Annotated in this window: 17 protein-coding genes; all 17 read left to right on the forward strand. The window is 35.4% G+C overall.

Annotated elements, in window-relative coordinates:
• Positions 1-49: 49 nt before the first annotated feature.
• Positions 50-1,153, forward strand: a complete 1,104-nt coding sequence (locus AC4BC4_RS02605; RefSeq protein WP_490476678.1) for a WxLIP family cell surface protein — start codon at positions 50-52, stop codon at positions 1,151-1,153.
• Positions 1,150-1,821: a hypothetical protein gene (locus AC4BC4_RS02610; protein WP_438757347.1), complete on the forward strand. Its 672-nt coding sequence runs from the start codon at positions 1,150-1,152 to the stop codon at positions 1,819-1,821. Before AC4BC4_RS02605 ends, AC4BC4_RS02610 begins: the two co-directional genes overlap by 4 nt.
• 2 nt (positions 1,822-1,823) lie before the next feature.
• Positions 1,824-2,336 (forward strand): signal peptidase I, encoded by a 513-nt coding sequence (gene lepB, locus AC4BC4_RS02615; protein ID WP_490476679.1) that lies wholly within the window; start codon positions 1,824-1,826, stop codon positions 2,334-2,336.
• A 21-nt stretch (positions 2,337-2,357) separates the two neighbouring features.
• The gene (locus AC4BC4_RS02620; protein WP_438757345.1) at positions 2,358-2,675 is read left to right on the forward strand and encodes an LPXTG cell wall anchor domain-containing protein; all 318 of its coding nucleotides are present in this window, start codon (positions 2,358-2,360) and stop codon (positions 2,673-2,675) included.
• Positions 2,665-3,447: a WxL domain-containing protein gene (locus AC4BC4_RS02625; RefSeq protein ID WP_490476680.1), complete on the forward strand. Its 783-nt coding sequence runs from the start codon at positions 2,665-2,667 to the stop codon at positions 3,445-3,447. The genes AC4BC4_RS02620 and AC4BC4_RS02625 overlap by 11 nt, the downstream gene beginning before the upstream one ends.
• A gap of 60 nt (positions 3,448-3,507) precedes the next feature.
• Positions 3,508-4,341 carry a WxL domain-containing protein gene (locus AC4BC4_RS02630; protein ID WP_438757343.1) on the forward strand — a complete coding sequence of 278 codons (834 nt, stop codon included), beginning with the start codon at positions 3,508-3,510 and terminating at the stop codon, positions 4,339-4,341.
• Between the two features lie 311 nt (positions 4,342-4,652).
• On the forward strand, positions 4,653-8,105 hold the full coding sequence (locus tag AC4BC4_RS02635) for a pectate lyase-like adhesive domain-containing protein (protein WP_490476681.1): 3,453 nt from the start codon (positions 4,653-4,655) through the stop codon (positions 8,103-8,105).
• Positions 8,106-8,803: 698 nt separating this feature from the next.
• Complete coding sequence (locus AC4BC4_RS02640; protein ID WP_490476682.1) at positions 8,804-9,385, forward strand: hypothetical protein; 582 nt, start codon at positions 8,804-8,806, stop codon at positions 9,383-9,385.
• 348 nt (positions 9,386-9,733) lie between these two features.
• Positions 9,734-10,159: a hypothetical protein gene (locus AC4BC4_RS02645; RefSeq protein ID WP_490476683.1), complete on the forward strand. Its 426-nt coding sequence runs from the start codon at positions 9,734-9,736 to the stop codon at positions 10,157-10,159.
• Between the two features lie 1,360 nt (positions 10,160-11,519).
• The gene (locus tag AC4BC4_RS02650) at positions 11,520-14,765 is read left to right on the forward strand and encodes a MucBP domain-containing protein (RefSeq protein WP_490476684.1); all 3,246 of its coding nucleotides are present in this window, start codon (positions 11,520-11,522) and stop codon (positions 14,763-14,765) included.
• Positions 14,766-15,481: 716 nt separating this feature from the next.
• On the forward strand, positions 15,482-17,995 hold the full coding sequence (locus AC4BC4_RS02655) for a hypothetical protein (protein WP_490476685.1): 2,514 nt from the start codon (positions 15,482-15,484) through the stop codon (positions 17,993-17,995).
• A gap of 266 nt (positions 17,996-18,261) precedes the next feature.
• On the forward strand, positions 18,262-19,206 hold the full coding sequence (locus tag AC4BC4_RS02660) for a peptidylprolyl isomerase (protein ID WP_490476686.1): 945 nt from the start codon (positions 18,262-18,264) through the stop codon (positions 19,204-19,206).
• A gap of 16 nt (positions 19,207-19,222) precedes the next feature.
• The gene (locus AC4BC4_RS02665) at positions 19,223-19,957 is read left to right on the forward strand and encodes a YveK family protein (RefSeq protein WP_490476687.1); all 735 of its coding nucleotides are present in this window, start codon (positions 19,223-19,225) and stop codon (positions 19,955-19,957) included.
• Between the two features lie 74 nt (positions 19,958-20,031).
• The gene (locus tag AC4BC4_RS02670; RefSeq protein ID WP_490476688.1) at positions 20,032-20,757 is read left to right on the forward strand and encodes a CpsD/CapB family tyrosine-protein kinase; all 726 of its coding nucleotides are present in this window, start codon (positions 20,032-20,034) and stop codon (positions 20,755-20,757) included.
• A 15-nt stretch (positions 20,758-20,772) separates the two neighbouring features.
• Complete coding sequence (locus AC4BC4_RS02675) at positions 20,773-22,596, forward strand: polysaccharide biosynthesis protein (RefSeq protein WP_490476689.1); 1,824 nt, start codon at positions 20,773-20,775, stop codon at positions 22,594-22,596.
• A 19-nt stretch (positions 22,597-22,615) separates the two neighbouring features.
• Positions 22,616-23,335: an acetyltransferase gene (locus AC4BC4_RS02680; RefSeq protein WP_490476690.1), complete on the forward strand. Its 720-nt coding sequence runs from the start codon at positions 22,616-22,618 to the stop codon at positions 23,333-23,335.
• A complete protein-coding gene (locus AC4BC4_RS02685; protein WP_490476691.1) occupies positions 23,332-24,597 on the forward strand; it encodes a glycosyltransferase family 4 protein in 1,266 nt (421 codons plus the stop codon). The genes AC4BC4_RS02680 and AC4BC4_RS02685 overlap by 4 nt, the downstream gene beginning before the upstream one ends.
• Positions 24,598-24,607 lie beyond the last annotated feature (10 nt).

Genomic DNA, 24,607 nt, shown 5'->3' on the forward strand with positions numbered 1-24,607 from the left:
AGTTGAAATTTCAATTTATTAATTTAATCAAGATACTGAAGGAGTTCATATGAAAAAAAAAATAGTAAATAGTATATTATCGCTTTTTTTTATAGCATTTATAATTTGGCAATCTCCAAATGTTGCTTATGCAACAGATACTGGAATGGCTTATACATATAGGATAGAAAAACCTGATAATCAATTAGACGCAGAAATTGGATACTTCGATTTAATGATGACTCCAAAACAAGAGCAAAAATTAAAAATTAATATTACTAGTTTGTCTGATAAAGAGCAAACAATTGAAACAACATTAGATTCAGCAAAAACGAACAGTAACGGGGTCATAGAATACAATCAAAAAAATATCGATAAAGATGAGTCAATGACTATAGATTTTAACAATATCGTTACTACCGAAAAAGAAATAGTATTGAAGCCAAAAGAAACAAAAACGTTAGAAGTATCAATTAAGATGCCTGAAATTGCTTATGACGGAGTGATTGCAGGTGGGCTGACATTAAAAGCGAAAGACGATGATACGACTGAAAAACAAGCAAATGGATCTCGAGTGAAGAATGAATATGCTTATGTAATAGCGATTTTATTAAGAGAAAACAAAAATGAAGTTAAACCCGATTTAGCGTACCGAAAGACATATGCAGCAGACCGAAATTATAATAATACTATTTTTACTCGGATAGCAAATAGTGTCCCTATATATGAAGCAAACATGACATTGGAAGCTCAAATATCTAAATCAGGTAGTAAAGAAATTCTGTATGAAGCGCGACAAACAGGAATTGAAATGGCACCGAATAGCTATTTTGATTTTCCGATATCAATGAATAATGAGGATATGGTACCAGGAAAGTACGTAGCTAGAGTAAATGCTCTGATCGGTAGTCAATCTTGGAATTGGGAAGAAGAATTTGAAATCACAAAAAAAGATGCAGATAAATACAATGAAAAAAATTCAGCATTAACACAAGAGAGCGTTGACTGGAAGTTGATCCTAGCGATCGTTACAGGTTTTATAGTTATTGTTGGTATCGTTACAGCTGTTTATTATTTTTTTGTGAAAAAGAAAAAAAGAGCGAATAAAGCGCAAAAGAAAAAAAAGGTGAACAACGTTCAAAAGAAAAAAAGAAAGTCGAAGTCTGACGTATGAAGATTTCTCAAATGATTCAAGTAACATTAATTACTACAGCGTTAATATTATTCTTTTTATGGATTCTTAGCATAGTATTAGTGATTTTGAAAAAAAAAAAATTGAACATTTTTTTACAAAAGAAGAAGAAAAATAAAAAAAGATTTAAGAAAAGAAGAGCTCAGTTAGAAAGAAAAGTGAGAAAGCAACGGAATCAAGTAATTTTATTATCTATTTTAGAGATAGTTGTATTATCTGGATTATTTGGTTTTATTTATTATCAAACAATTAATGTTGCATCTTTAGATTCCGATTCGATTGTTCGAGGGTATTTTTTAGTGGATGACTTTTCTAAAGAAATAGAAAAAGCTTCTGTTTCTGAAGATGAAGAGTCAAGCAAACAAAATATCAAGTACTTAGCTTTATCAATGGCCACTTATTCAAATAAGCAAGCAGATACTTCGAATACGAAGGAAGGGCAGAGATTGATCAATAAGTATTATAGCATGGTTGGGCAATTAGGGATGAATGCAACAAGAGATATGAATTCTTTTTACGGCAATAAAAATAACGTATTAGAATCCTATAAAGCTGAATTAGCAAGAGTTAAAGATAGTGAGAACAAAGCGTTTGAATTTTATAAAATCAATGCAAATTCTTTAGAAAACGGTGCAAAAGAGAAGGACTAGAAATGAAGTTGATGATTCGAGTCGTATCTATTTTAACAATCTCTATTCTTATTTTTCTTTGTTTATTTAATATTAAATTTTCAGTAAAAAGAGTTGGAGAGTATTCAATGAGTCCATCGTTGAGTCTTAATGATATTGTTCTTTTTGAAAAAGGAGATCATGAGTTAAAAAGATTCGACATTGTTTTGCTGAAACAAAATTCTACCTATTCAATTCGAAGAGTTATTGGATTGCCTGGAGAAAATATACGGTATAAAAATGACATCCTATATGTAGATGGGAAAGAACAAACAGAGCTATTTATTCGTAAAGAAATTGGTGAAAGCGAATTGGCGGGAGGTTTTTTTACAGAAGATTTTACGCTATATGATCTTAGTAACAAAATGGAAATCCCGAACAATCAGTATTTAGTTCTAAACGATAATCGTTTTTTTAAAAATGATAGCCGCAGATATGGTCTAATAGAGAGTTCTGATATCAAAGGGGTATTAAAAAGTAATTTTTCAATTATTTAGAAAAGTAAAGGGGTGTTAAATTTGATAAAAAAAGTAGTATTACTATGTATTTTATGTATCGCCATTTTTATTCCTACTGTTGCCACTGCTGATAATGGTGGACAAGCAGATGTTGATGGGAAAATTATTTTCTATGATACTAGCAGTACCAGTAGTACCGACAGCAAGGCATCAAGTGATTCAAATTCAAGTACGCCGCACAAGAAACCACAGGGACTTTTTCCTAATACAGGTGAAAAAGCCAGCCGATTCATTATACTCTTAGGTGTTTTAATTCTTGGTATAGGTATTTTATTTGTATGGTTTTTGAAAAAAAGGAGGTCTAATAATGAGGAATAAAATTCAATCTGTTCTTTTCTTATTAGTTCTTCTTACAATCAATTCAGTCCCAGCTTTTGCTGCTGAGGAAAATGGCAGAGTTTCAGTTGAGGACTCGGGTACTTCTGGTATTATTGATCCTGAAAATCCTCAAAATATTGTAAATCCAGGACAAGGACCATCAACTACTGGGGCATTGCGAATTGATTATATTTCTTCTTTGAATTTTGGTTCTGAGGATTTGAATGCTAAAGATAGAAAATTTAATTCATTAGCTCAATTATTTTTAGATGATACTTCAGCACGTGGATACTACATTCAAGTATCTGATTTTCGTCCAGATGATGGTTGGCAATTACAGTTGACTCAAAAAAATCAATTCCATAATTCAATTATTCAAGATCTTAGTAACCAAGAATTAAAAGGTGCTGTATTATCTTTTGATAATGGATGGGCGAATACTAATGGAACAGGTCAAACACCTTTGGTTACAAGAGATTCTGTTTCTGTAGATGCATTTAATACAGCCTATACCATTGCTTCCGCTGGTAAGAATGAGGGAAAAGGTTCTTGGACAATCGCATTTGGCGCTTCTAAAGAAAATAAGCAAGGCCAAAAACCTACGCTTACGCCTTTAAAAGATGCGAAGGGAAATCAATTAATAAACGAAGCGTATAACAAGCCGCAATTTAAAAATTCGGCCATCTCTTTAACTATTCCTAAAGAGACAAAAATTTATCCTGTTGAATATTCAACAACTTTAACATGGACATTGCTTGCAGGTCCAACTTAATATCGGCATCAGAGAATCTCTCTTTTGTATAAATAACTTTTTTCCAAGGAGGAAAACAAAATGAAATTAAGAAGTTTAAGCTCTATCACATTATTATCTGCATTGGCACTGGGTCTTGTAGCACCAAGCGCTGTTAATGCTGCAGAATCAAATGGTCACGTAAAAGTTGAAGTAGGGGAAGCAAAACCTGAAGATCCAATCGTTGATCCAGAAAATCCAGATCAAGGACCAGATATTGATCCAAGTACACCAGGAGTAAAACCAGGAGAAACTGGACCATTAGCGATCACAAATACAACAGATCTAGAATTTGGAACGATTAAAACAGGTAATGCTCAGCTTAAAAATAATGCGGCGGCAATTACACTTTTAGATAGCGAAGGAAAACCTTCTGATAAAAAACGTGGTGCATTAGTTTCTTGGTCTGATATCCGAGGTACAAACGAAGGCTATACAATCACTGCAGCGATGACAAAACAATTCGCGCTTGCTGATGGTTCTAAAAAATTAGGTGGTGCAACAATTAGTTATACTAATTCGTTGATTGAAACAAAATCAATCAATAAAGACATCGCTCCTGCATTTGATTCTTCAGCATTCACATTAGGTGAAGATGGAAGTGCAGTAACTGTAGTAAATGCAGCTAAAGGTAAAGGTGCAGGTACGTATGTAATGGAATTCGGCCAAAGTGCTGATTACGATGCATCGAATGCTGTAATTGGAACAAGCGTTACGCCAGCTGGAACTGACACAACTGGTTCATCCGTTACACTAACTGTTCCTCAAGCAACAGTAGCGTCAATGACATTAGGTGACTATACTTCAACTGTGACATGGACAATTGCAGCTACACCAGCTACACCGACTGAGCCAGAAGCTACACCAGGTGCTTAATTTAATCACTATTTATAGATGATTTTAAGCTTGGGAGAGAAGGCGGTGCTTATGCTCCTGCCGTTTATTCGAATTCCTTAAGGCTAGGATATAACTCGAAGAGTTATGTCCTAGCCTCTTTAAAGAATAGGAAGTAAGTTGTCGGATAAATAAGTAGTATTTTTAATGGTTCATGTTATTTAAGTGTAGTAAAAATATAGAAGACAAAGAAATAGAACAAGAATATTATTCATAGTAATTTTTGAAAGTCAACTATATTCAATTAACTTCCTACGACTTTTTGTATAAATAAATTAGGAGGGAAGAATTAAATGAAAAAAATAAAAAAAATAGTAATAGCTACAGTGTTTATTTGTATGAGCTTATCTATTTTGTTTACTTATGTAACAACTAGTAAAATAAAAGCAGATCAGGAATCAGCTGAAACTGTATCTGGTTCGATTAGTCCGAGCGCTGGATCACTAGAAAATGATAAAATTACTGGCGCAATGACGAAAACGACTTATCAAAGTAAATTTTCTACATTAAATGCAACACAAAATGATGCATGGAATAAAAAATACAATTTTAGGCCAGAAACTAATGTTAAAAGTGTCGGGACATGGGCAGATTTTAGGGCAGCGTTTCAAGACAATACCGTTTCTAAAATTATATTGACCGCCAATATCACATATAATACGGCTATTGGACTAAATAGAACAGAATCATTAGAATTAGATGGAAATAACTATACATTGACTATGACCAATGGTTCTTTGAATTTTGATACTTTAAGAAGTTTGGACGTATTTACTAAAAACTTTTCAGATGTTCCTGTTTTTCATATGCATGATATTAGTATTATCAACAACTCTTCTGTAGGTGCTTTAGAAGGTAATTTATCAACTGCTTGGTCTTTTATTAATGGGAATGGAGAATGGGGACCGGGCGCTGGTTATGGTGTACAAAGAGGATTATGGCGCTATCGAGTAGGAAATGTAACCACTCCTTATGATTCAAGTAGACCTACATCAAATCAACGAGTAGGTGGACGATTAATTGGTGGAAATCGTGCTCAAATTAGTATGTGGGGATATAATCAAATTGTCACTGGAGCTGAAAATTTTTATGCAGGTGGGATAGATATTGATCCGCATACGTATTATAGAGGTGAAATAGCAGCCTACAACTATTCAACGATCTGGTTTATCGATAATACGTTAAAAGCAAGTGATCCAAATTCTACTGGTAGCAGAAAATTTGAAGTTGGACAAGGTTCATTCGTTTATTTACACAATACGAATACTGGAACAGGATATCCTGCGATTTATGAATTTTTTGATGAGATAAATGTTGGAGAAAGTGCGACATTTAATGCAAATGTTGCTGGTTCAGCTGTAAGTTTTAACGTAGATAATGCGAAATTTATAGCACAAAACAATTCTACTGTGAATTTACTTTCAAGAAGTACTAATTCTCCAACTATTGCTTTAGGTTCGTCAAATAGTACAAACGGAGGAACAAATTCTACTCCTAACAATATTTCAGTTGAATTTAATAAAGACAGTAATGTCAATATTGTCGGAAATAATTCTAGAAATACTAGTGGTTATTCAGGTGTTATTGGCTATTACGCCCCTAATCGTAGTAGTTCAAATGCAACTGTTACTATTAATAATCCTGACAGTTTTGACATAACAAATTTAGCATCTGCTGGAGCGTTAGGGTTTAATACGAGTGGTACGTTTAATTTTAATGTTAATTCATCTGATATTTCGTTATGGAAGACAGCAACAGCTACAACAGCTGCGCCAGATTTGACGTATCCAAATGTAGAGACATTTAGTATTAATAGTAACTCAAATGCTGCTAAAGCAACTAGTTCCAATAGTGGGTTACAAAATACATTCGTACGAAATCAATATCGACGTATCAATGGTTTAAATTCTGTTCCTGAAATTCAATGGGATTATGTGACCACAGCAGATTATAGTCAAAAAGCAAAAGTCTTATTAGGTCAAGTAGCTGCCGGTGGGTCTAATCCATTTGATCCTAATGGGGATGCGATAATGAATAATGTATACGCAGATGCAAATCGAATAGCACAAATTGCATTTACGGATACATTAGGAAATACGTATACAGGGTACAGTGGCTCAGATAATTATGTAACGTGGACAAAAGAAAATCATAAGATACCAGGATTCCAAATTGGCAATGATGATGTAACTGGGATTGCTTCTAAAATCGACAATGGCAATGGCCAAATGATTCCTTACAGAACTGCAGATGAATCAAGCACTAAAGTACTTCTAGTGTCACCGCCAGATCCAATCCAGTTAACGAAAGGGAAAATAACAGATGTTGACTCTGAATTAACTGCTTCTGGGATTCAAGAAAATGCTAATGTTTACATTCAAGTCAATGATGGGGCTATTCAAGAAGCAGGAAAAGCTGATGCTTCTGGGAATTGGCATTTTGATTTAGCAAATAAATATAAAATTGGGGACAAAGTTCGTATTTATTTGGAGAATACATCAGAATTACCAGCTGATTTCAATACAGTAGGGCTAGAAAATACTCGCATAGGGAATAGTAATCGAAATCCAATCAATAAAACAACATACAGAGATGCTGAATTTGCCCCTGCAACTGTTTATGTTGTAGAAAAAGGTGTGATTACTCAAGCGACTGTAGCGAAAAGTTTTTCATCAGATACGGATAAAATAGGAGTAGGAAGCACACTTACCTTTACAATAAACGTTTCGAATGATGAAATAGCCGGTAGTGGTATTAATTGGAAGGATGTTAATCTGACAGATATTGTGGATGAAGGATTAGATTATGATCCAGCAACAGCAGATGTCAAGGTCAATGGCACTTCAGTTAGCAATGCCACCTATGAAAAAGTTTCTCGTAAATTAACAGTACCTCTAGGAACGATTCTACCAAAAACGGCTTCTGGTGAAAATATTGCTACGATTACATTCAAAGCGAAAGTTAATAGAACGAATCTTTTAACTACGATTAGTAATACAGCAAAGGCCACTGGAAAAGATGATGTAGGGAGTATCTTTGAGAAAGAGTCAAATACTGTTACAACAGATGTTATTTTAGACACGTCATTGACGATCAATTTTGTTGATCTAGATGACAATCAACTGCATGCTCCTATTGTTATAGAAGCTCCAGTAGGAACAGCAATAGACCTAAATAAAAATAGTGACGTTCAAAAGGTAATCAATGATTTAACTACCTCGAACCATCAATTAATTAAATCACCTGATATGACAACGATCACTATTTCGGGAAAAGGGGATACAGCAACCTATACATTTGATGGGGTGCTAAAAATAACCTCGACGCCACAAACAATCGATTTTGGTTCCTTAAAGGTATCGAGTGATGTGCAAACCGTTGATAATCCAACTATAGATAATGACTTAACAGTATTAGACACAAGGTCTTCTAAAACGACTGGCTGGGTTTTATCTGCAAAGGTGACAAAATCAATGACGAATGATACCACGAACATGATTATGCCAAACGCCTTGAAATATAATAACAACAATGGTGAAAATTCAATAATGTTGAGCGAATCAGATTCTATTATTGAAAATGGAACAAAAAAAGGCAGTGTGAATATTTCTTCAGAATGGGGAGAAACAGATAAGTCAAATGGTGTGAAGCTAATTTATAATCCAGCATCAATGAGTACGGGAAATACTCTTGGGGATTATGTAGGAACGATCCAATGGACTTTATCAGAAGTGCCGAAACTATAATATGAAATGACGTATTGAATTAGTTGGAAAAAATGGATATAGTCAAAAAAATTTAAACAGTTACACTAATTCATCAAGAGATTGGGACAGAAGTGTTGCTTCTGCTCCCACCTTTTATTCAGATTCCTTAAGGCCAGGAGATAACTCTACGAGTTATCTCCTGGCCTTATTTGGTTTAATCAGAGTAGTACAAAGTAGAAAGAAATTCTTGATAGGTAAGAGTTAAAAAAGAAATAATTTTTAAAGAAAGTACATCTGGTGAAGAACACAGTGTATTTAATAACTTGGAAATAAGTAAGTTACGTTAGATTTTTTTAAATGAATTTTCTACTCAAATATTGAGTTCTAATTATAGAATATTTTTGGTTACGAGTTGTCCGGTGAGGTATAGTTTACTTTTCTTACTGTGTTATCTTTCTTTTCAAATTGCGCAGATTAATGACTCGAATTTATATTATATTGAAAAAAACAGCTAGTTACTCAGGTGTATTCGTCTATTGTGGCAAATAGTTACAAACTATGAGACTAATGTCTTCTTTTGGAAATATATATTTTTTATCAGTTTAGAATTGCTATTTCTCTATAGCCTACAATTTTTTTGACTCATTTTTAAAATACTATTGACTTTAAATGGAACTATATGTTGAATTTTATTTTCAAATAATTATTAAAATAATAGGTAAAGAAAGGATCTTTTTATGAGAAAAATTTGTTTAGGTATGTTAATGTTTGGCGTTTTAACATTGGGGATTTCATTAAGTATGGAATCTAGCTATGCAGAAAATATAAGTAATGAGGAAATAATAAATGAAATTACGAAAGAAAGACCAGAATATGCGATAGAAGAAATTGCTGATGTAAAAAGAGTATTATCTCAAGAAAATAAAGACTTAATTAGTTCATTTGAAATTAAGTCCACAGCCAATAAAGAATATGTAGCAACACTCATTGAAAATTTGGAAATAAGAGATGATATTACTGATGAAGAATTCAATTCATATATCACAGATTCTATAGAACAAAAGCAAACTATGGACTCGGAGATGGAAAAAGAATTGCAGGATAAAGTATCGCAGTTTAACAAGGAAAATAATGATGATAATCCTAGAATACAATCTCGTTTAAGCCCTGTAGAGGCAGCCGAAAGAGCTTATCAAGCAGGAGTTTTATTGGTGTTGAATAGGGGAGCCCGAATGACTGCAACTTATATGCAACACGCAAGAGTGCCTAGTCCGCTGTCACCCGCTCCTCGTACTTATGTATCTAGAAATGATGCATGAGCAAACCAAGTAGGTTCAGAAATTATAAGACATACCTATAGTGATTTTAAACGGAATGGTCTTGGTAAAAAAACATATACACAAGGTGGTTCTCATGCATTTACATCAGGAGACTTATACACAGCTCTGCATAAGGTTAGTTATACTGTTAATTATGTTCAACGTTCTAATGGGGGATATGCATATACTGTAACTGTTAGTGATGTATTTGATTTCGCTTGGGGGAATTATAATAACATTGCTGTTGGTTTTGGTAATAATTACTGTGTTGCAATGCAAACATTACGTTTGATTAAACCATTTAACATTAGTATTGTTTATTCTGGATAAAGGCTATATAATATAATCATGAAAAAATTTATACTACCATTTATTCTATTCATAACAATATGTGTTTTGTATGTCTTTAAAGATAGTATTATTAATTTTTATTATTCAGTAGTTCCCCCAAATACTATCGAGATAGGTGCTACTAGTACGGGGCATACTATTAAGATATCTGATAAGGTACACTTGGATAGAACTTCAGCAAAGTCTGATGTTCTAATAATTGAGGGCAATACCTCTGAAATGTATCATGGATACTTTAATAAATTAAATTTTGATTCGAGTTATGCGCTTCTTTTAGAAGAAAATACAAATGAATATTATTCGATAAACTTACAAACATTGACTGTAAAAAAATATTCCTATGATGATTATAGTAAGATCGAAAATAAAGATGCCAAATTCGAAATATTAAAAAAACACTATGATTTTCCATGGAAGACATAGCTTAGTAATTTTACTTTGTTAGCATACATCTTATTAATACAATCTAAAAATTGCTGTAGGATAGAGGTACTCTCTATCCTATTTTCTTTGTATAATAAATTACCTTTAAAATTAAGTCGCTAGAATCAGGATATTAGGTTACCAAAATTTACTATTACGAGTTCTATCGATTTATCCTCTGTATACATTTTAAGTATCTTCCGTCCTGACGTCCATCATTTTTCATAGACTCTTTCTCCTTTAGCAGAGGGGTCAAATTTTTTCTATGAATAAAAAAACTCAGTCTATAGTTAAAAAAAGATCATTTAAAATAATTGTCTGTTTATTCGACAACTATTTTTAAATGCTCTTTTTTTTTTCAGATATACTAAAAGTATAGAGGATGGATAAAGAAGCTTAAATACTGATAGTAGAGTATTTTTAGGTATCCATAGCTTATATAATTCAAATTCAATCATAAATGATTTTTTTTGTCTGTTTTTTTGTAAAAAAAAAAAAAGAAAATGAGTTGAAAATATGTTATTCTACTAAAATAAATAAATAACGGATAAAAATGTATATATTGTTTTTTAATTAAAAAAATCAAAATAAACACCTATTATTCAATGTTTTTCCGAAGTGATCTTTATTCTTTTTCGGTTAAATAACGTTAATTATTTTTTTATTTGCGTTTTTTAGGTATTGTTCACTCAATAAAAATGCCTTTTTAAATGGTCCGACCTAATTCTTATTTTTACAAAAATCAAGAAATGTCTATAATACTAGTCTACCAAACAGAGAGGGAGTGGATGGTTGTTAAAGCTAAGGAGATTTAGAGAAAAAACGAATGATTTATTGCTCTAGCGATTGCGCTCATCCCCGAAATATTACTTGCCGTTTAACCAATTGATTGAAGATTTAAGTACATCTTAGGGGGATTAGTCCGGTACGTAACATAAATTCAACGATAGATTTAATTCTTAGATAGTGAATAAGCGTTAATTTTGCTACGGAAACAAAAATTCAGACTAAAATATCACATAGTAAAGATGAAGAACAAAGTACATTAAAGTATATTTTATTACTTAAATAAAGTAATGTTTGCTTTGATCATGCAGACCAAGTACTTAAGAATGAAACAACTATTAATAAAATGAGCAATCATGTGGACTAATAGACATATGTGATTAGTTGCACGATTTATTAATTCAAGGATGTTACCTCAAATTGAGGTTTGAAATAAAGAAAAATAGTTTTGCCCGATTAATCGATCTAAAGGGACTCGCAGATAAGAGTAATGAACGGTACCATTCCTTTTTTTTCGATACGTAAGTGTAACATCGCACCAAAAAATAACGTATAAAACTGGAGGAAACACAAATTGAAAAAGAAACACTTAGCAAATGTGTTAGTACTATCAACGCTAGTATTATCAAATGTCGCAACACCGTTGTTAGCATTCGCAGAGACAACGAATGAACCAAGAACAGTCAATGAGGAGAAAGGGCAAAATTCTTCTAGTCGAGCAACGATTGTACAAACAAGTAAATGGGGAACTAGCCCGGTAACTATAGACAGTGATGGGGTTTTAGTAGTCAAAACTGGAACAATCAACTTTAGTTCTGGGGAGTATGTTGATAATAATTCTTTAATAAAAAAAACTAGTGTAAAAAAAATCATATTTGAAGGGAAAGTTTTATTTCCAAAATATAGTGCTACCCTTTTTAGTGGATCTACTTCAGGCTTATTCACACAGCTTAATTCGGTTGATTTTACCGGTGCTGATATGAGTAATGTCGAAAGAATTGATCAACTATTTAGTGGGTCTAAGGTGACTGAATTAATTGGATTTGAGGACTTAGATTTCCCCAAATTAACCGATGCAAGTTCTCTGTTTTACCAAAGTCCATCCATAGAAACTATAAATTTGAAATGGACTGCGCCTAATTTATACAATATGAGTAGGATGTTTATGGGTACTAGCTCTCTAAAAAATATTAATATCAATCAGTTGGATACTTCTAAGGTAACAAATATGGGAAGTTTATTTAGTGGCACTTCAGTGACAGAGCTCGATTTGTCTTCATTTGATATGTCAAACTTGAATAATACTGGTACTCGAGGCATGTTTAGCGGTCTAACAAAATTGGAAAAACTAACTTTAGGACCGAAAGTTGATTTCAAATACAATAAGACTACAAATAATCCCGACTTGCCTGCTATCCCTACTACTAGTATTTATACAGGAAGATGGATTAATGAGGACAATCGTTCGAAGGTATTCAACTCAAGCGAAGACTTTATGGAAAAATATAATGGTGCTAAGGATGCTGGGACATACGTTTGGGAGGAGAAAATAGGGCAAGTGACAGTCAATTATATTGATGAGAGCGGTATGTCGTTGGCGTCAAGTGACACGTTGATTGGACTTAAAATAGATGAAGTTTACACCACAACACCAAAAGTGATTCCAGGCTATCAAGTCAAAGAAATTCAAGGGAATGCCGATGGCGTCTTTACAAGGACCGATCAAACCGTTACCTATGTGTACGAGCGGATTGCCGGGGCGCCAGTCACAGTGAACTATAAAGATACTGAAGGTGCTTTACTGGATAGTGAGACGTTGAACGGTCTGTGGGGAGATGCTTGGACGGCAAGCTCGAAAAACATCCCAGGTTATGAAGTGATCGATACCCCAGAGAAAGAGACGGGCGTTTTTGGAGATAATCCGCAAACTCTTGACTATGTGTATAGAAAATTATTGCCCGGAGAAGTATTAGTTGAGTACCTGGACGAAGACGGTAACGCTATTACAGATGCCAAAGTTTTAACTGGCTTACATGGTACAGCTTATGAAACATCGGCACCAACTATTGAAGGGTTTGAATTAAAAACAACGCCAAACAATGCTAATGGGACCTTTGATCAAGACAAAATCCAAAAAGTTACTTATGTATACACACGTCTTGACGGAGCACCGGTCACTGTGACCTATGAAGATGAAGCTGGCAAAGAATTAGCCAAGTCGGATACCTTAAACGGCAAATTCGGCACCATTTTTGAAACTAATTCCAAAGCAATTGAAGGCTATCGTTTAACTAAAACACCTGAAAATCAAAGTGGTGAATTCACGATGAACCCCCAAACGGTGACATATGTCTACACTGCACAAGAAGCAGGCACGATCACAGTCAACTACGTGGATCAAGAAGGCGGTTTGCTTGATTCAGTAACGTTAGACGGTAAGTTTAATGAGCCCTATAGCACAGAAGAAAAAGCCTTTACTGGGTATGAATTCACAGGATTAGGAAAAGATAGCGCGCCAGTTAGCGGCAAGTTCACGATGAGCCCCCAAACTATTACGTATCAATACCAAGCCAAAGAAGCAGCACCAGTCACGGTGAAATATGTGGATACAGCTGGGAATGAGTTAGCATCAGATACCTTAACAGGCTTATTTGGTAAAGGCTACACAACAGAAGCGAAAGAATTTCCATACTATACCTTAAAGACAACACCAAATAATGCCAATGGTACTTTCTCAATGGATGCTCAAACCGTCACGTATGTGTATGAAGCTGGACGCGGTGAACCCATCACTGTTAAATATATCAATCAAGAAGGCAATGAGATCGCAGCTGCGAAAACATTGAATGGTAAAGTCGGTCAGAGCTTTAATGAGACAGCGAAAAAACCAAGTGGCTATGATTTGATCGGTGATGAAGTGCGCACCTTTACAATTACAGATGAGCCTCAAACAGTTGTGTTTGAATATGTTGGAAAAGCTGCGTCGAAATTAACGATTCAATATGTAGATGAAGCAACAGGGGAACAAATCGCCCAAGCAACTGGAATTACTGGTGGGAAAACAGGGGATGCGTACAACGCAGAAGTGAAAGTGATCCCTGGGTATACCTTAGTGGATGATTCAAAAGCGACTGGTTTCCGTCCGCAAAGTGCGACAACGTATCAAATTACCTACAAGAAAAATGAGGCCATTTCCTTCGATCTAAACTACGTGGGAGTGAATCAGCAAAAAGTGATTGGCTTTTTACCAACGGGTGTGACAACGAGCCAATTAAACTTATATGTGAAAAAAGCAGGCGAGAACGAATGGAAAGATAGTGGTTATACAGGTACAGCCGATGAAGAGACAGGATACTTTGCGATCGAGTCGCGTTTAGTCAAAGGTGGCCAAGGCTTCTTACTAGAGAACCAAGATCAAGTCAAAGTAGTCTTTACCGGCAATGATGGCAACACATATGAAGGTGTGAAAGTCGTGCAACCTTATACAGCACCAGAAGTTAATGAGTATACAGCAGGTGAAGAGTTCGCGACAGGGAATGTGCCCAACGGTGCAAACTATGTGCGTTTGGCAATTAACAATGTGCTAACACGAACGGTAGCGACGACACCGACTCCAGGAACAAGCTTACCAGGAAACATTGATGCAAAAACAGGGGACTTCAAAGTGTATGCGAAAAATTACTCTGATACTGGAAAAGTTGAAAATCCAGGTAATAAGATTATCGATACTAAAGCAGGCGATACGTTAACGTTGGATTATGGAGTACAAATATATGGGGCACAAAATAATCCAAGTACAACAATCATTGCTAATGATTAAGTAAATTAGAATTTAGGGATCAAATAGTTCAAACAGACTTAAGTAATAGATAGAAGGGGAGATTTTTCCTTTCCCCTTCTCTTGTGTTGCTTAAAAGTAAAGGGGATGGAGAAATTAAATGAAAATCAACTACCTAAGTGGTGTCTTTTATTGCTCACTTTGTTCGTTTTAAGTGCTTGTCAAAAAGAAGAATCACAGAATATGAAGTTTTTCAGATAAAAAAATTTCATATCTATGATCCACTTCCTCAAAAGACATGCCTATGCTCGGGCCTTTTTTAGCTGATAAAAAGTAGTTTATTAAATATGTCGTATGAAAGGACACCTTTAGTAAAGAGTACCCAACTACTTTCTTTTATACTTTTGGTCTATGTTACATCATTAAAGGTTAGTGTAACAACATTGGGTCCTCTGATATTCGATAGAATTTTATCCATATTTAGTAGTATACCCTCTAGTAAAAAGTAAGTCTTAATCAGATAGGGTAGATGCCGATGGAGTAGACAAAAAATAGTAAATAGTTAAAGCTATCAAAAGAAATTATTTTTATTACATTAGGATGGAGCAAATACAAAGTCCTATGAAATTAATGTAAAGAGACGAAATTAGACAGAAAAGGTAGTAGCTTTATCTATGACGTTGATAAGACAGTCTACTTTACTTAAAACGCAAGTGTAATACTGTATTAGAGTAAGCAATTTCAGGAGGAAAAGAAAGTTGAATAAGAAAAAAATGATCCATGGATTACTAGTATTAGTGATGGTGTTCTCTAATTTGATTGTGCCTACAATTGCCTTAGCTGAGCAGAATAAATCGACTGCTGAAGAAGAAGCAACAAGAAAAAGTGAGACTGAAGAAAAGTCTGTAGATGTCAATAAAGAAAAGACTATTTCTGATTCATCTGAAGATTTAACTGTAACTAAGTCTTCTCGAGCGGAAGAGGCTAATCTTACAGCAACTCAAATATATCCTGATACGGCGCCAATGCACATTGCAAAAAATAGTGACAATGGTAATTGGAATCCAACAGAAGCTGAAATGAAAGAATGGGTAAGTGATGTTCAACTAAATGGGAAAAGTGTCGGAGATGATTATACCGTTGTTTTTACAGCAAATGATTTAGGAATTAATACAAAAAAAGTAGGTAACGATTATTTTCGAATTACGGTGGAATCAGGTGGGGCCTCAATGGTAACACGTTTCTACTTTACAATCGTTGATCAGAAGATGACTGCGACACAAGTATACACAAAAGCGGCACCAATGCAAATCGCGGAAAATAGTGATAAAGGTAATTGGAATCCGACAGAAGCTGAAATGAAAGAATGGGTAAGTGACGTTCAAGTAAATGGAGAGAGTATCGGGGATGACTATAACATTGCATTTACAGAAGAAGTGTCAGGAATTAATACAACAAAGCTAGATACAAATGAGTACACGATTATGATTAGTTCAAACGAAGTTAGAGGTTTGTCTTACGAAACAAGTTTTAATTATAAAATTGTTAATAAAGAATTAAGTGGGACGCAAGTATATCCTGCTGATTCACGATTGCTCATTACCAAAGATAGCTATGGTGGTAATTGGAACCCGACAGAAGCTGAAATGAAAGAATGGGTAAGCGATGTTCAATTAGACGGTGAAAGTCTGGGAGACAACTATACTGTGGTATTTACAGTAAATAAAACAGGGATTAACACAACAAAGTTAGGATCAGATTATTATAGAATCACTGTTAGTACACCAGAAGTCAGAGGTTTATCTTATGAAACAAGAATCAATTTTACGATTGTTGATAAAACGTTAAGTGCTACATCTGTATATCCAGATAGTTCACCAATGAGTATTACTAAAGATAGTCATGGTGGTAATTGGAGTCCAACTCCCGCCGAAATGAACGCTTGGGTAACTGCTGTTCAATTAGATGGAGAGAGTGTCGGCAATGACTACACTGTTGGATTTACGACAAATACATCAGGAATTGATACGACAAAGATAGGTGCAAATCATGTTAGCCTTACTGTAAAATCGGGAAAATATTCCACAGAAACTGAATTTTATTACAATGTAGAAAAAGGTCTAACGGCAACACCAGCTGATCCCATGTATAGTACTGGGGATCAACAACCAACCAATATGAATGATTGGGTAACGAATGTTCTTTATAATGATAATCCTGTAGGAGATGACTACACAGTAGAACTAAAAACAGAATGGGATAGTAGCAAATCTGGAACCTATGATTATATTGTAGTCGTTAAATCACAAGGAAGTGAGACCGAGGTAACTATTCCAGTATCATTTTCGGATAAAGAGTTGACTGTGACACAGGTATATCCAAATAATGCCCCAATGCAAATTGAACAGAATCGTTATGATGGTAAGTGGGATCCAACCCCCGCTGAAATGAAGGAATGGGTAAGCGATGTTCAGCTAGATGGAGAGAGTGTCGGAGATGACTACACGGTTGAATTTACAGTTCAAAAAATTGGAATCAACACAACAATACTAGGCCCAGATTACTATAGAATTACTGTTAAATCAGGAAATTACTCAATGGTAACTAGATTTTATTTCAATGTTTACGAAAAAGAAAAAGCGCCTATTGCATTTGATCTAAACTATGTCGGGGTGAATCAGCAAAAAGTTGTTGGCTTTTTACCAACGGGTGTTACTACGGATCAATTAAACTTATATCTGAAAAAATCAGGTGAAGAAACATGGCAAGATACAGGCTATTCAGGAACAGCTGACAATGAAACAGGTTATTTTGCAATTGAATCACGTTTTGTCAAAGGCGAAAAAACGTTCTTGTTAGAGAACCAAGATCAAGTCAAAGTCGTGTTCACTGGAAGTGATGGCAATGTGTATGAAGGAATTAAAGTAGTTCAGCCTTATACAGCGCCAAGTGTTGATTCGTATACAGCAGGTGATGATTATACTACAGGAACTGTTCCGAATGGTGCGAACTATGTACGTTTAGCGATAAATGACATTCAAACACGTACGGTGGCGATTACGCCAACACCAACTACGAGTTTACCAGGGAATATTGACGCAAAAACAGGAGATTTCAAGATTTATGCGAAAAATTATTCTAGCACGGGTAAAGTTGATAATCCAGACAATAAGATTATCGATACTAAAGTCGGAGATACCTTAACTCTTGATTACGGCGTACAAATTTATGGCGTACAAAATAACCCAAGTACAACAATTATTGCTAAATAATTAAATCGATCAACGCACAAAAAAACAGTTGAATCAAACATATTAAGTAACAGATCGAGGCTAAGATATAATTCGTAGAGTTATATCTTAGCCTTAAGGAATCTGTATAAACGGTGAGAGCAGGAGCAACTCCTTCGGAAATAGGTTGGAATTCACAAAAATTTAAAGAGTAATTTTCGTAAATTCCCTCTTATTTCTCGGAGTTAAATGCTTCTGGCTTAACCTCACTTGTGTTGCTTAAAAATGAAAGGAAAGTAGAAAATTAAATGAAAATGAAACTACTTAGCTGTCTGTTGTTAGTAACTCTTTTTTTCATGAGTGCTTGTCAAAAAAGAGAAGATCAAAGTCTAGTGACAATTGATGGAGAAAATATCACGGTTCAAGATTTCATCCAAGAGAACAGTCACAATCTACAATTACGTGCGCAATTAATTGAACAAATTATTGATAAAGTTGCGCTAGATACATATGGAAAAGATGTTAATACTAAAGATATCGAATATACATATGAAGAAACAAAACACAGCTATGGTGAAAGCTTTGCTCAGGTTTTAGTACAAGAAGGGCTAACAGAAACGACATTGAAAAACAAGATAAAAGCTGAATTAGCGCTGAATGAAGCCGTGAAAGCTATGACCAACATTTCTCAGGCAGAACGTGAACAAGCGTGGCAAACATATCATCCAACGGTAAAAGCGCAAATTGCTGTGTTTGAATCGAAAGAGCAAGCGGAAAAAGCAATTGCAGCGAGTAAGAATCAGCCTAATATTAGTTCTTATGCAAAGCAAAGTGCAGCGCTTGTCGATGGTGCAGATGCTGAAGGAATCCTATCTTTTGATTCTGAATCGGAAGCTCTTCCTGAAAACGTGAAGCAATCTGCTTTCGAATTGAAAAAGGATGAACGCTCAGCAGTTCTTACAGGAGTTGTGCAAAATGGACTAGTAAATCAGACTCAGTATTATGTGATTCAAATGCTGACACCCAGCGATCCAAACAAGAAGCTGGAGGATTATCAAACAGAATTGGATCAATCTATTTTAGATAAAAAAGTGAAAGATGAGGTTGTTCGTTCTGAAGTGATACAAAAATTGTTGTCACAAGCTGACGTCAAGATTGTAGATGAGGATTTTGCGGGTATATTGGACAACTATCATTTGGAACAACAACAGTCACAAAAGTGGTGGGAAAAAATAACATCAATATGGAAGTAATTAGAGGGAGGAAGCCATGAAAGAAACAAAGGAAATCGATTTGTATTCACTTATCGTTATCGTGAAAAAGAGTATCTGGATAATTCTAGTGTCGATGTTCCTTTTTACAAGTGTTGCAGCAGTTTATACTTTTTTTATAGTGACCCCCATGTATAAGAGTGATGCTCAGATGTTAGTGAAATTACCTTCAACAGAAGATGGAGAAGCGCTAACAGTGAATGATATCAATGTCAATTTAATGTTTATCAATACCTATAAAGATTTTGCGAAAAAAGGGAATTTGATTTCCCATGAAGTACATGAGCGATTGAAAGACACACCGATGAGGACTCTTACTGAAAAAGAACTGAGTAATATGGTGACATTGAGCAATACTTCCAATTCTCAAATGTTGACACTAAAAGCTGAAGCTCAAAACCCATACGTTGCTGCTAAAATAGCTAATTTAACTGCAGAAGTATTTAAAGAAAAAGCAGACGAAGTTATGGGGGTCGATAAGTTGACGGTGATTGCAGAGGCAACGCCGGATACGAAGCCGAGTTCTCCAAATAGTAAATTGCATCTGGTGGCAGGTCTGCTTTTAGGCTTCGTTTTTGGCACGGTTCTCGCTTTAGCTATCGAATTTTTTGATGATACGGTTAAATGTGAATTAGATATTGAGTCGATGGATCTATTAGTTTTAGCTCAAATTGCGGAAATGGATGCTAGTCAAGGGTTTAAAGCAATGGAAGTAATAGTGAACAAGCTGTAAGGTTAAAAAAAGCGCGAAGCAGGCGTAACTAAAAGAGATCTAAATGACCGATTTTGAATAGAAGGAGAACATAAATGGCTAGAAAAACAAAAATGGATAAATTTGAAAAACGGATTAGTCAAAATCCTAAGATAGTCAATTTAGTGACCTATCATGATGATTTTTCACCCTATACGGAACAATATCGTACGTTGGGGACCAATCTAGAGACACTCTGCGAAAAAGCGACTATCAAAGATATTGTCATAACTTCTTCTTTAAAAGGAGAGGGAAAGACTACGACAAGCTCTAATTTAGCGATCATCATGGCCAAAGCTGGTTTTAAAACGTTATTGGTGGATACCGATCTACGCAAACCCAAGGTTAATCAGACTTTTGGACTTAGTAGAACCCCTGGATTAACCAACCTATTAACAACATCTAAGTCAGATGTAGAACAGATAATCGTCTCATTGTCAGAAGTCAAAAATTTATCGATTTTATGTAGCGGATTTATTCCAAATAATCCAACTGAACTACTCAATTCAAATCGAATGAGTGAGTTGATTGCAAAATTCCGAGAAGAATATGATTTTGTGATTTATGATGTACCACCAGTTTTGATGGTGACGGATGCCTTGATTGTTTCTAAAAAAGTAGATGGTACATTGATCATTGTTCGTGAACAGATTTCTGAGAAAAGAGCGGTTAGAAGAACCAAACAATTATTGGATTTAGCCGATGCGAATATTTTAGGCGCGGTTTATAACGGAGGTCATGCAGAAAATGGCGATTATTACTATTATCAATATGGTTATTAGATAAGGAGGAACAACATGTTTTTTAGTAGACAAATCAAAATACTTATCCTTATTGTAGCGGATTTTAGTTTCATAGTGATAGCCAACCTATTTGCTTACTTATTTCTCGCTCCGTATGTGTCTGTCCATGGTGCATTTTTTAAAATAGTTTTACTCTTATCAATTAGTTTGTACTTAGCTTTTGGTTATGCATTTCATTTATTTATTCGAGTAAATCGATATACCGGTCTAAAAGAATTAGTGGATATCACGTTGACTTTTGGCTTAGCCACCATCATCAGCATAACCATTTTTGAATACATAAATTATGAATACAGTCGACGATTTGTTTTTTTAGTTTTTATGATTTCGATGATTGGAATTATGAGTAGTCGACTCATTTGGCGGTTCTTGATTGAAAAAAAAGAAACCTACGCTCGGCGCTATTGTGGAGAATATAAAAGAACGTTGATCATCGGGGCAGGAAGCGCAGGTAAATTATTACTTCATAGCTTTAAACAGTCTACGAACAGTACGGATATTAAAGTGGTCGGGTTGATTGATGATCATCCGGATAAGCAGCAGGTTTGGCTCAATGGGGTCAAAGTGCTGGGAACGACTAAAGCGTTGGAGAAAATTATTTCCGAGTACCACATAGAGATGATCACCCTAGCAATTCCCTCTTTAAAACCGCCACAGCTTAATGCACTTTTACATGAGCTAGCCGCTTTACCTGTTGAGGTCAACAGTATGCCTGCGATTGAGGAAGTAGCACGGGGAAATTTGACGGTCTCGAAAATGAAAAAAATTGACATAGCCGATCTTCTTGGTCGGGAAGAAGTGCAGTTGGAATTGCAACGATTGCAGGAACAATTACATAATAAATGTATTTTAGTTACAGGCGCTGGTGGCTCAATTGGCTCCGAAATATGTCGACAAATCATCCGATTTCAACCAAAACAACTCATCTTATTAGGGCATGGAGAAAATTCGATCTATCAAATTAATAGTGAATTGCGTGTACATATAAAAGAAAACGCACTGCCCATTTTAACTCCTGTGATTGCCGATGTTCAGAATCGTGAACAAATGTTTGAGGTGATGGAAAAGTATCAGCCAGATTTAGTTTATCATGCGGCAGCACACAAACATGTTCCTTTGATGGAAAAAAATCCAACAGAAGCACTTCGTAATAATGTATATGGGACGTTAAATGTTGCCGAAGCAGCGAAATACCATAATGTTCAAACATTTGTCATGATTTCAACCGATAAGGCTGTGAAGCCGACAAATGTCATGGGCGCTAGTAAGAGAATCGCAGAAATGATCGTGACAGGCTTATATGAAGAAGGTAAAACTCGTTTTTCTGTCGTTCGCTTTGGAAATGTTTTGGGGTCCAGAGGAAGTGTTATTCCTGTCTTTCAAGAACAAATTGAGCAAGGAGAAGCGATCACTATAACGGATTTTCGAATGACTCGTTACTTTATGACTATTCCAGAAGCAAGCAAACTCGTGTTACAGTCTGGATCTTTGGCTCGGGGCGGAGAAGTTTTTATTCTAGATATGGGAGAGCCGGTAAAAATTGTGGAACTTGCACGTAAGATGATTCAGTTAAGCGGCTATACGCAAGAACAAATTGCGATTCAAGAAACAGGGATTCGCCCTGGCGAAAAACTCTACGAAGAATTACTAGTGGACAAAGAGCGCAACATGGAACAAGTATTTGAAAAGATTTTTATAGGAAATGTCTGTGGATTTTCATTGGCAGAAATCCGTACTTTTTTAGAAAATATTCAAGCATTGAATGGTGATCAATTGATACAAAAAATGGTTGAATTTGCGAATTTATCGAGTCAATAAAGCAAAATGAGGTGAGTAATTGAAAGAGCTTGTGATTGTCGGTGCTGGTGGATTAGGTAAGGAAGTGGCATTCCTAGTACGTCACATTGAAGAGTATCAAATCGTTGGATTTGTCGATGAGAGTTCAGCCAAACAAGGGCAAACAATCGTTGGATTTCCTGTGATTGGAAATTTATCATATTTACAAAAGTGGCAACGTCCTTTAGCGGTGGCAGTAGCAATTGCGGATGGAAAGCAGCGGCAAAGAATAGTTGAACGATTGCGAAAAAATCCATTTTTATCGTTTCCTACTATTAAGGATTCAAGTGTCCTGACAGGTTTTAATGTGAAGATGGGGGAAGGCAATATTGTGATGCCTCATGTGACAATGACTGGTGATATTGAAATTAAAGATTTTAATGTGATCAATTTAAACTGTGCTATTGGTCATGATGTTCAGCTAGGTTCGTACAATATGCTTTTTCCTAATTGTTTATTAGCTGGGTATGTACAACTAAGAAATCATATAGCTTTAGGAATGGGAACCCAAATCATTCAGAATATTCGAATTGCCAGCCACGTAACTACAGGCGCTGGAACAGTCGTGATTCGTGATCTTGAAGTGAACAGCAAAGCAGTCGGTGTTCCAGCAAGATTGCTCCATAAGTCAAAGAGACCTCAGCCACTTCCAGATTTATTGGAAAAAGAAAAACATACATTTCAACAAACAACTATCGGAATAATTGAGGAGAAGCTATGAAAGTCTGGATTTTTAATGTAGGAGAGCCATTGCCTCTTCCGCAAAGCAAAACACGTTTAAGGAGAATGGGGAATTTTGCGCTGTATGCTTCAGCACAAGGTATAGATATGCATTTATTTTCAGTCTCATTTGATCATTATCAGAAAATTCAAAGAACGACTGAAGAGCATGTGAAATATGAGATAAATGATCATTTTCAATTATCTGTGGTGAAAGTGAAAGGTTATCAAAAAAATGTGTCTCTTGCTCGGATTCTATATCATCGTGAAGCGGCTAAAAAATTCGTTCAAGCAATCCAGCAAGAAAAAGAAAGACCAGATATTGTAGTTCTTGGAAGCACTCCTTTAGAGGTACTCTGTGAAGTCTCTAAAGTGTTAAGAGAGTGGCAGATTCCTTACGTGATTGACATTAGAGATTTGTGGCCAGCTATTTTTTCAGAGGTGATGCCAAAACCACTTAAGCCAATAGGAGAAGTGCATCGTTGGTTAGTTGAGAAGAAAGTACGAAGTGTCTATCAAGGAGCCGCTGGGTTAGTAGCGCTGTCTCAAGGTTTTTTAGATTATGGTTTGAGCTTAGCCAAGCGTAAACAGACTAGTCAAGATCAAGTGGTGAGGATGGGGTATCCAGAATACGCCAAATTGCAAGACAATCAAACCATTTTTCAAAAGCACTGGACGCCAATGGGCTTAGAAACAGAAGAGTTTATTGTGGCGTTTACAGGGAACTTTGGCCGACAATTCGATTTTACACCGATCATACAAGCTGCCAAAAAGTTAGCGCACATGAAGCAAGTTAAATTTGTCTTGTGCGGAGGTGGTGAAAATTTAGAAAGGTTGAAGAAAGAGGCACCTGAAAATGTTATTTTTCCTGGCTGGGTGGAACAAACAGAAGTTTTTTCTTTACTTCAAGCGTCATCTTTAGGAATTGCCCCTTATCGCAATAGCATGAATTTTCGCCTGAATACGCCAACAAAATTTGGTGAATACTTGTATTTTTCATTGCCAATCTTAACAGCTGTTGAAGGGGAGATGGAAAAATTCGTGACCGATCATCAGTGTGGCCGTTATTATCAAGATTCGACTCAATTGGCGCGTGAAATTGAAGGCTATTTTACCAATTATACACAATTGGAACAAGAGAAAAAGGCTGCTGCTAAGGCCTATCAGTTATTTTTTAATGGGCAAAAAACGAATGAACAGTTCCTAGAAGGTTTAAAGGGAATTGTCAATCTAGGTTCAGAAAATAGTATGAATAAAAATTAATAGGAGTGAA

This window comes from Enterococcus sp. AMC1086 (assembly GCF_058216575.1).

Coding starts and splice junctions, on each gene's coding strand:
- AC4BC4_RS02685 (WP_490476691.1), top strand. CDS start 23,332: ATGAAAGTCTGGATTTTTAATGTAGGAGAGCCATTGCCTCTTCCGCAA.
- lepB (WP_490476679.1), top strand. CDS start 1,824: ATGAAGTTGATGATTCGAGTCGTATCTATTTTAACAATCTCTATTCTT.
- AC4BC4_RS02670 (WP_490476688.1), top strand. CDS start 20,032: ATGGCTAGAAAAACAAAAATGGATAAATTTGAAAAACGGATTAGTCAA.
- AC4BC4_RS02665 (WP_490476687.1), top strand. CDS start 19,223: ATGAAAGAAACAAAGGAAATCGATTTGTATTCACTTATCGTTATCGTG.
- AC4BC4_RS02610 (WP_438757347.1), top strand. CDS start 1,150: ATGAAGATTTCTCAAATGATTCAAGTAACATTAATTACTACAGCGTTA.
- AC4BC4_RS02605 (WP_490476678.1), top strand. CDS start 50: ATGAAAAAAAAAATAGTAAATAGTATATTATCGCTTTTTTTTATAGCA.
- AC4BC4_RS02625 (WP_490476680.1), top strand. CDS start 2,665: ATGAGGAATAAAATTCAATCTGTTCTTTTCTTATTAGTTCTTCTTACA.
- AC4BC4_RS02675 (WP_490476689.1), top strand. CDS start 20,773: ATGTTTTTTAGTAGACAAATCAAAATACTTATCCTTATTGTAGCGGAT.
- AC4BC4_RS02630 (WP_438757343.1), top strand. CDS start 3,508: ATGAAATTAAGAAGTTTAAGCTCTATCACATTATTATCTGCATTGGCA.
- AC4BC4_RS02635 (WP_490476681.1), top strand. CDS start 4,653: ATGAAAAAAATAAAAAAAATAGTAATAGCTACAGTGTTTATTTGTATG.
- AC4BC4_RS02660 (WP_490476686.1), top strand. CDS start 18,262: ATGAAAATGAAACTACTTAGCTGTCTGTTGTTAGTAACTCTTTTTTTC.
- AC4BC4_RS02640 (WP_490476682.1), top strand. CDS start 8,804: ATGAGAAAAATTTGTTTAGGTATGTTAATGTTTGGCGTTTTAACATTG.
- AC4BC4_RS02645 (WP_490476683.1), top strand. CDS start 9,734: ATGAAAAAATTTATACTACCATTTATTCTATTCATAACAATATGTGTT.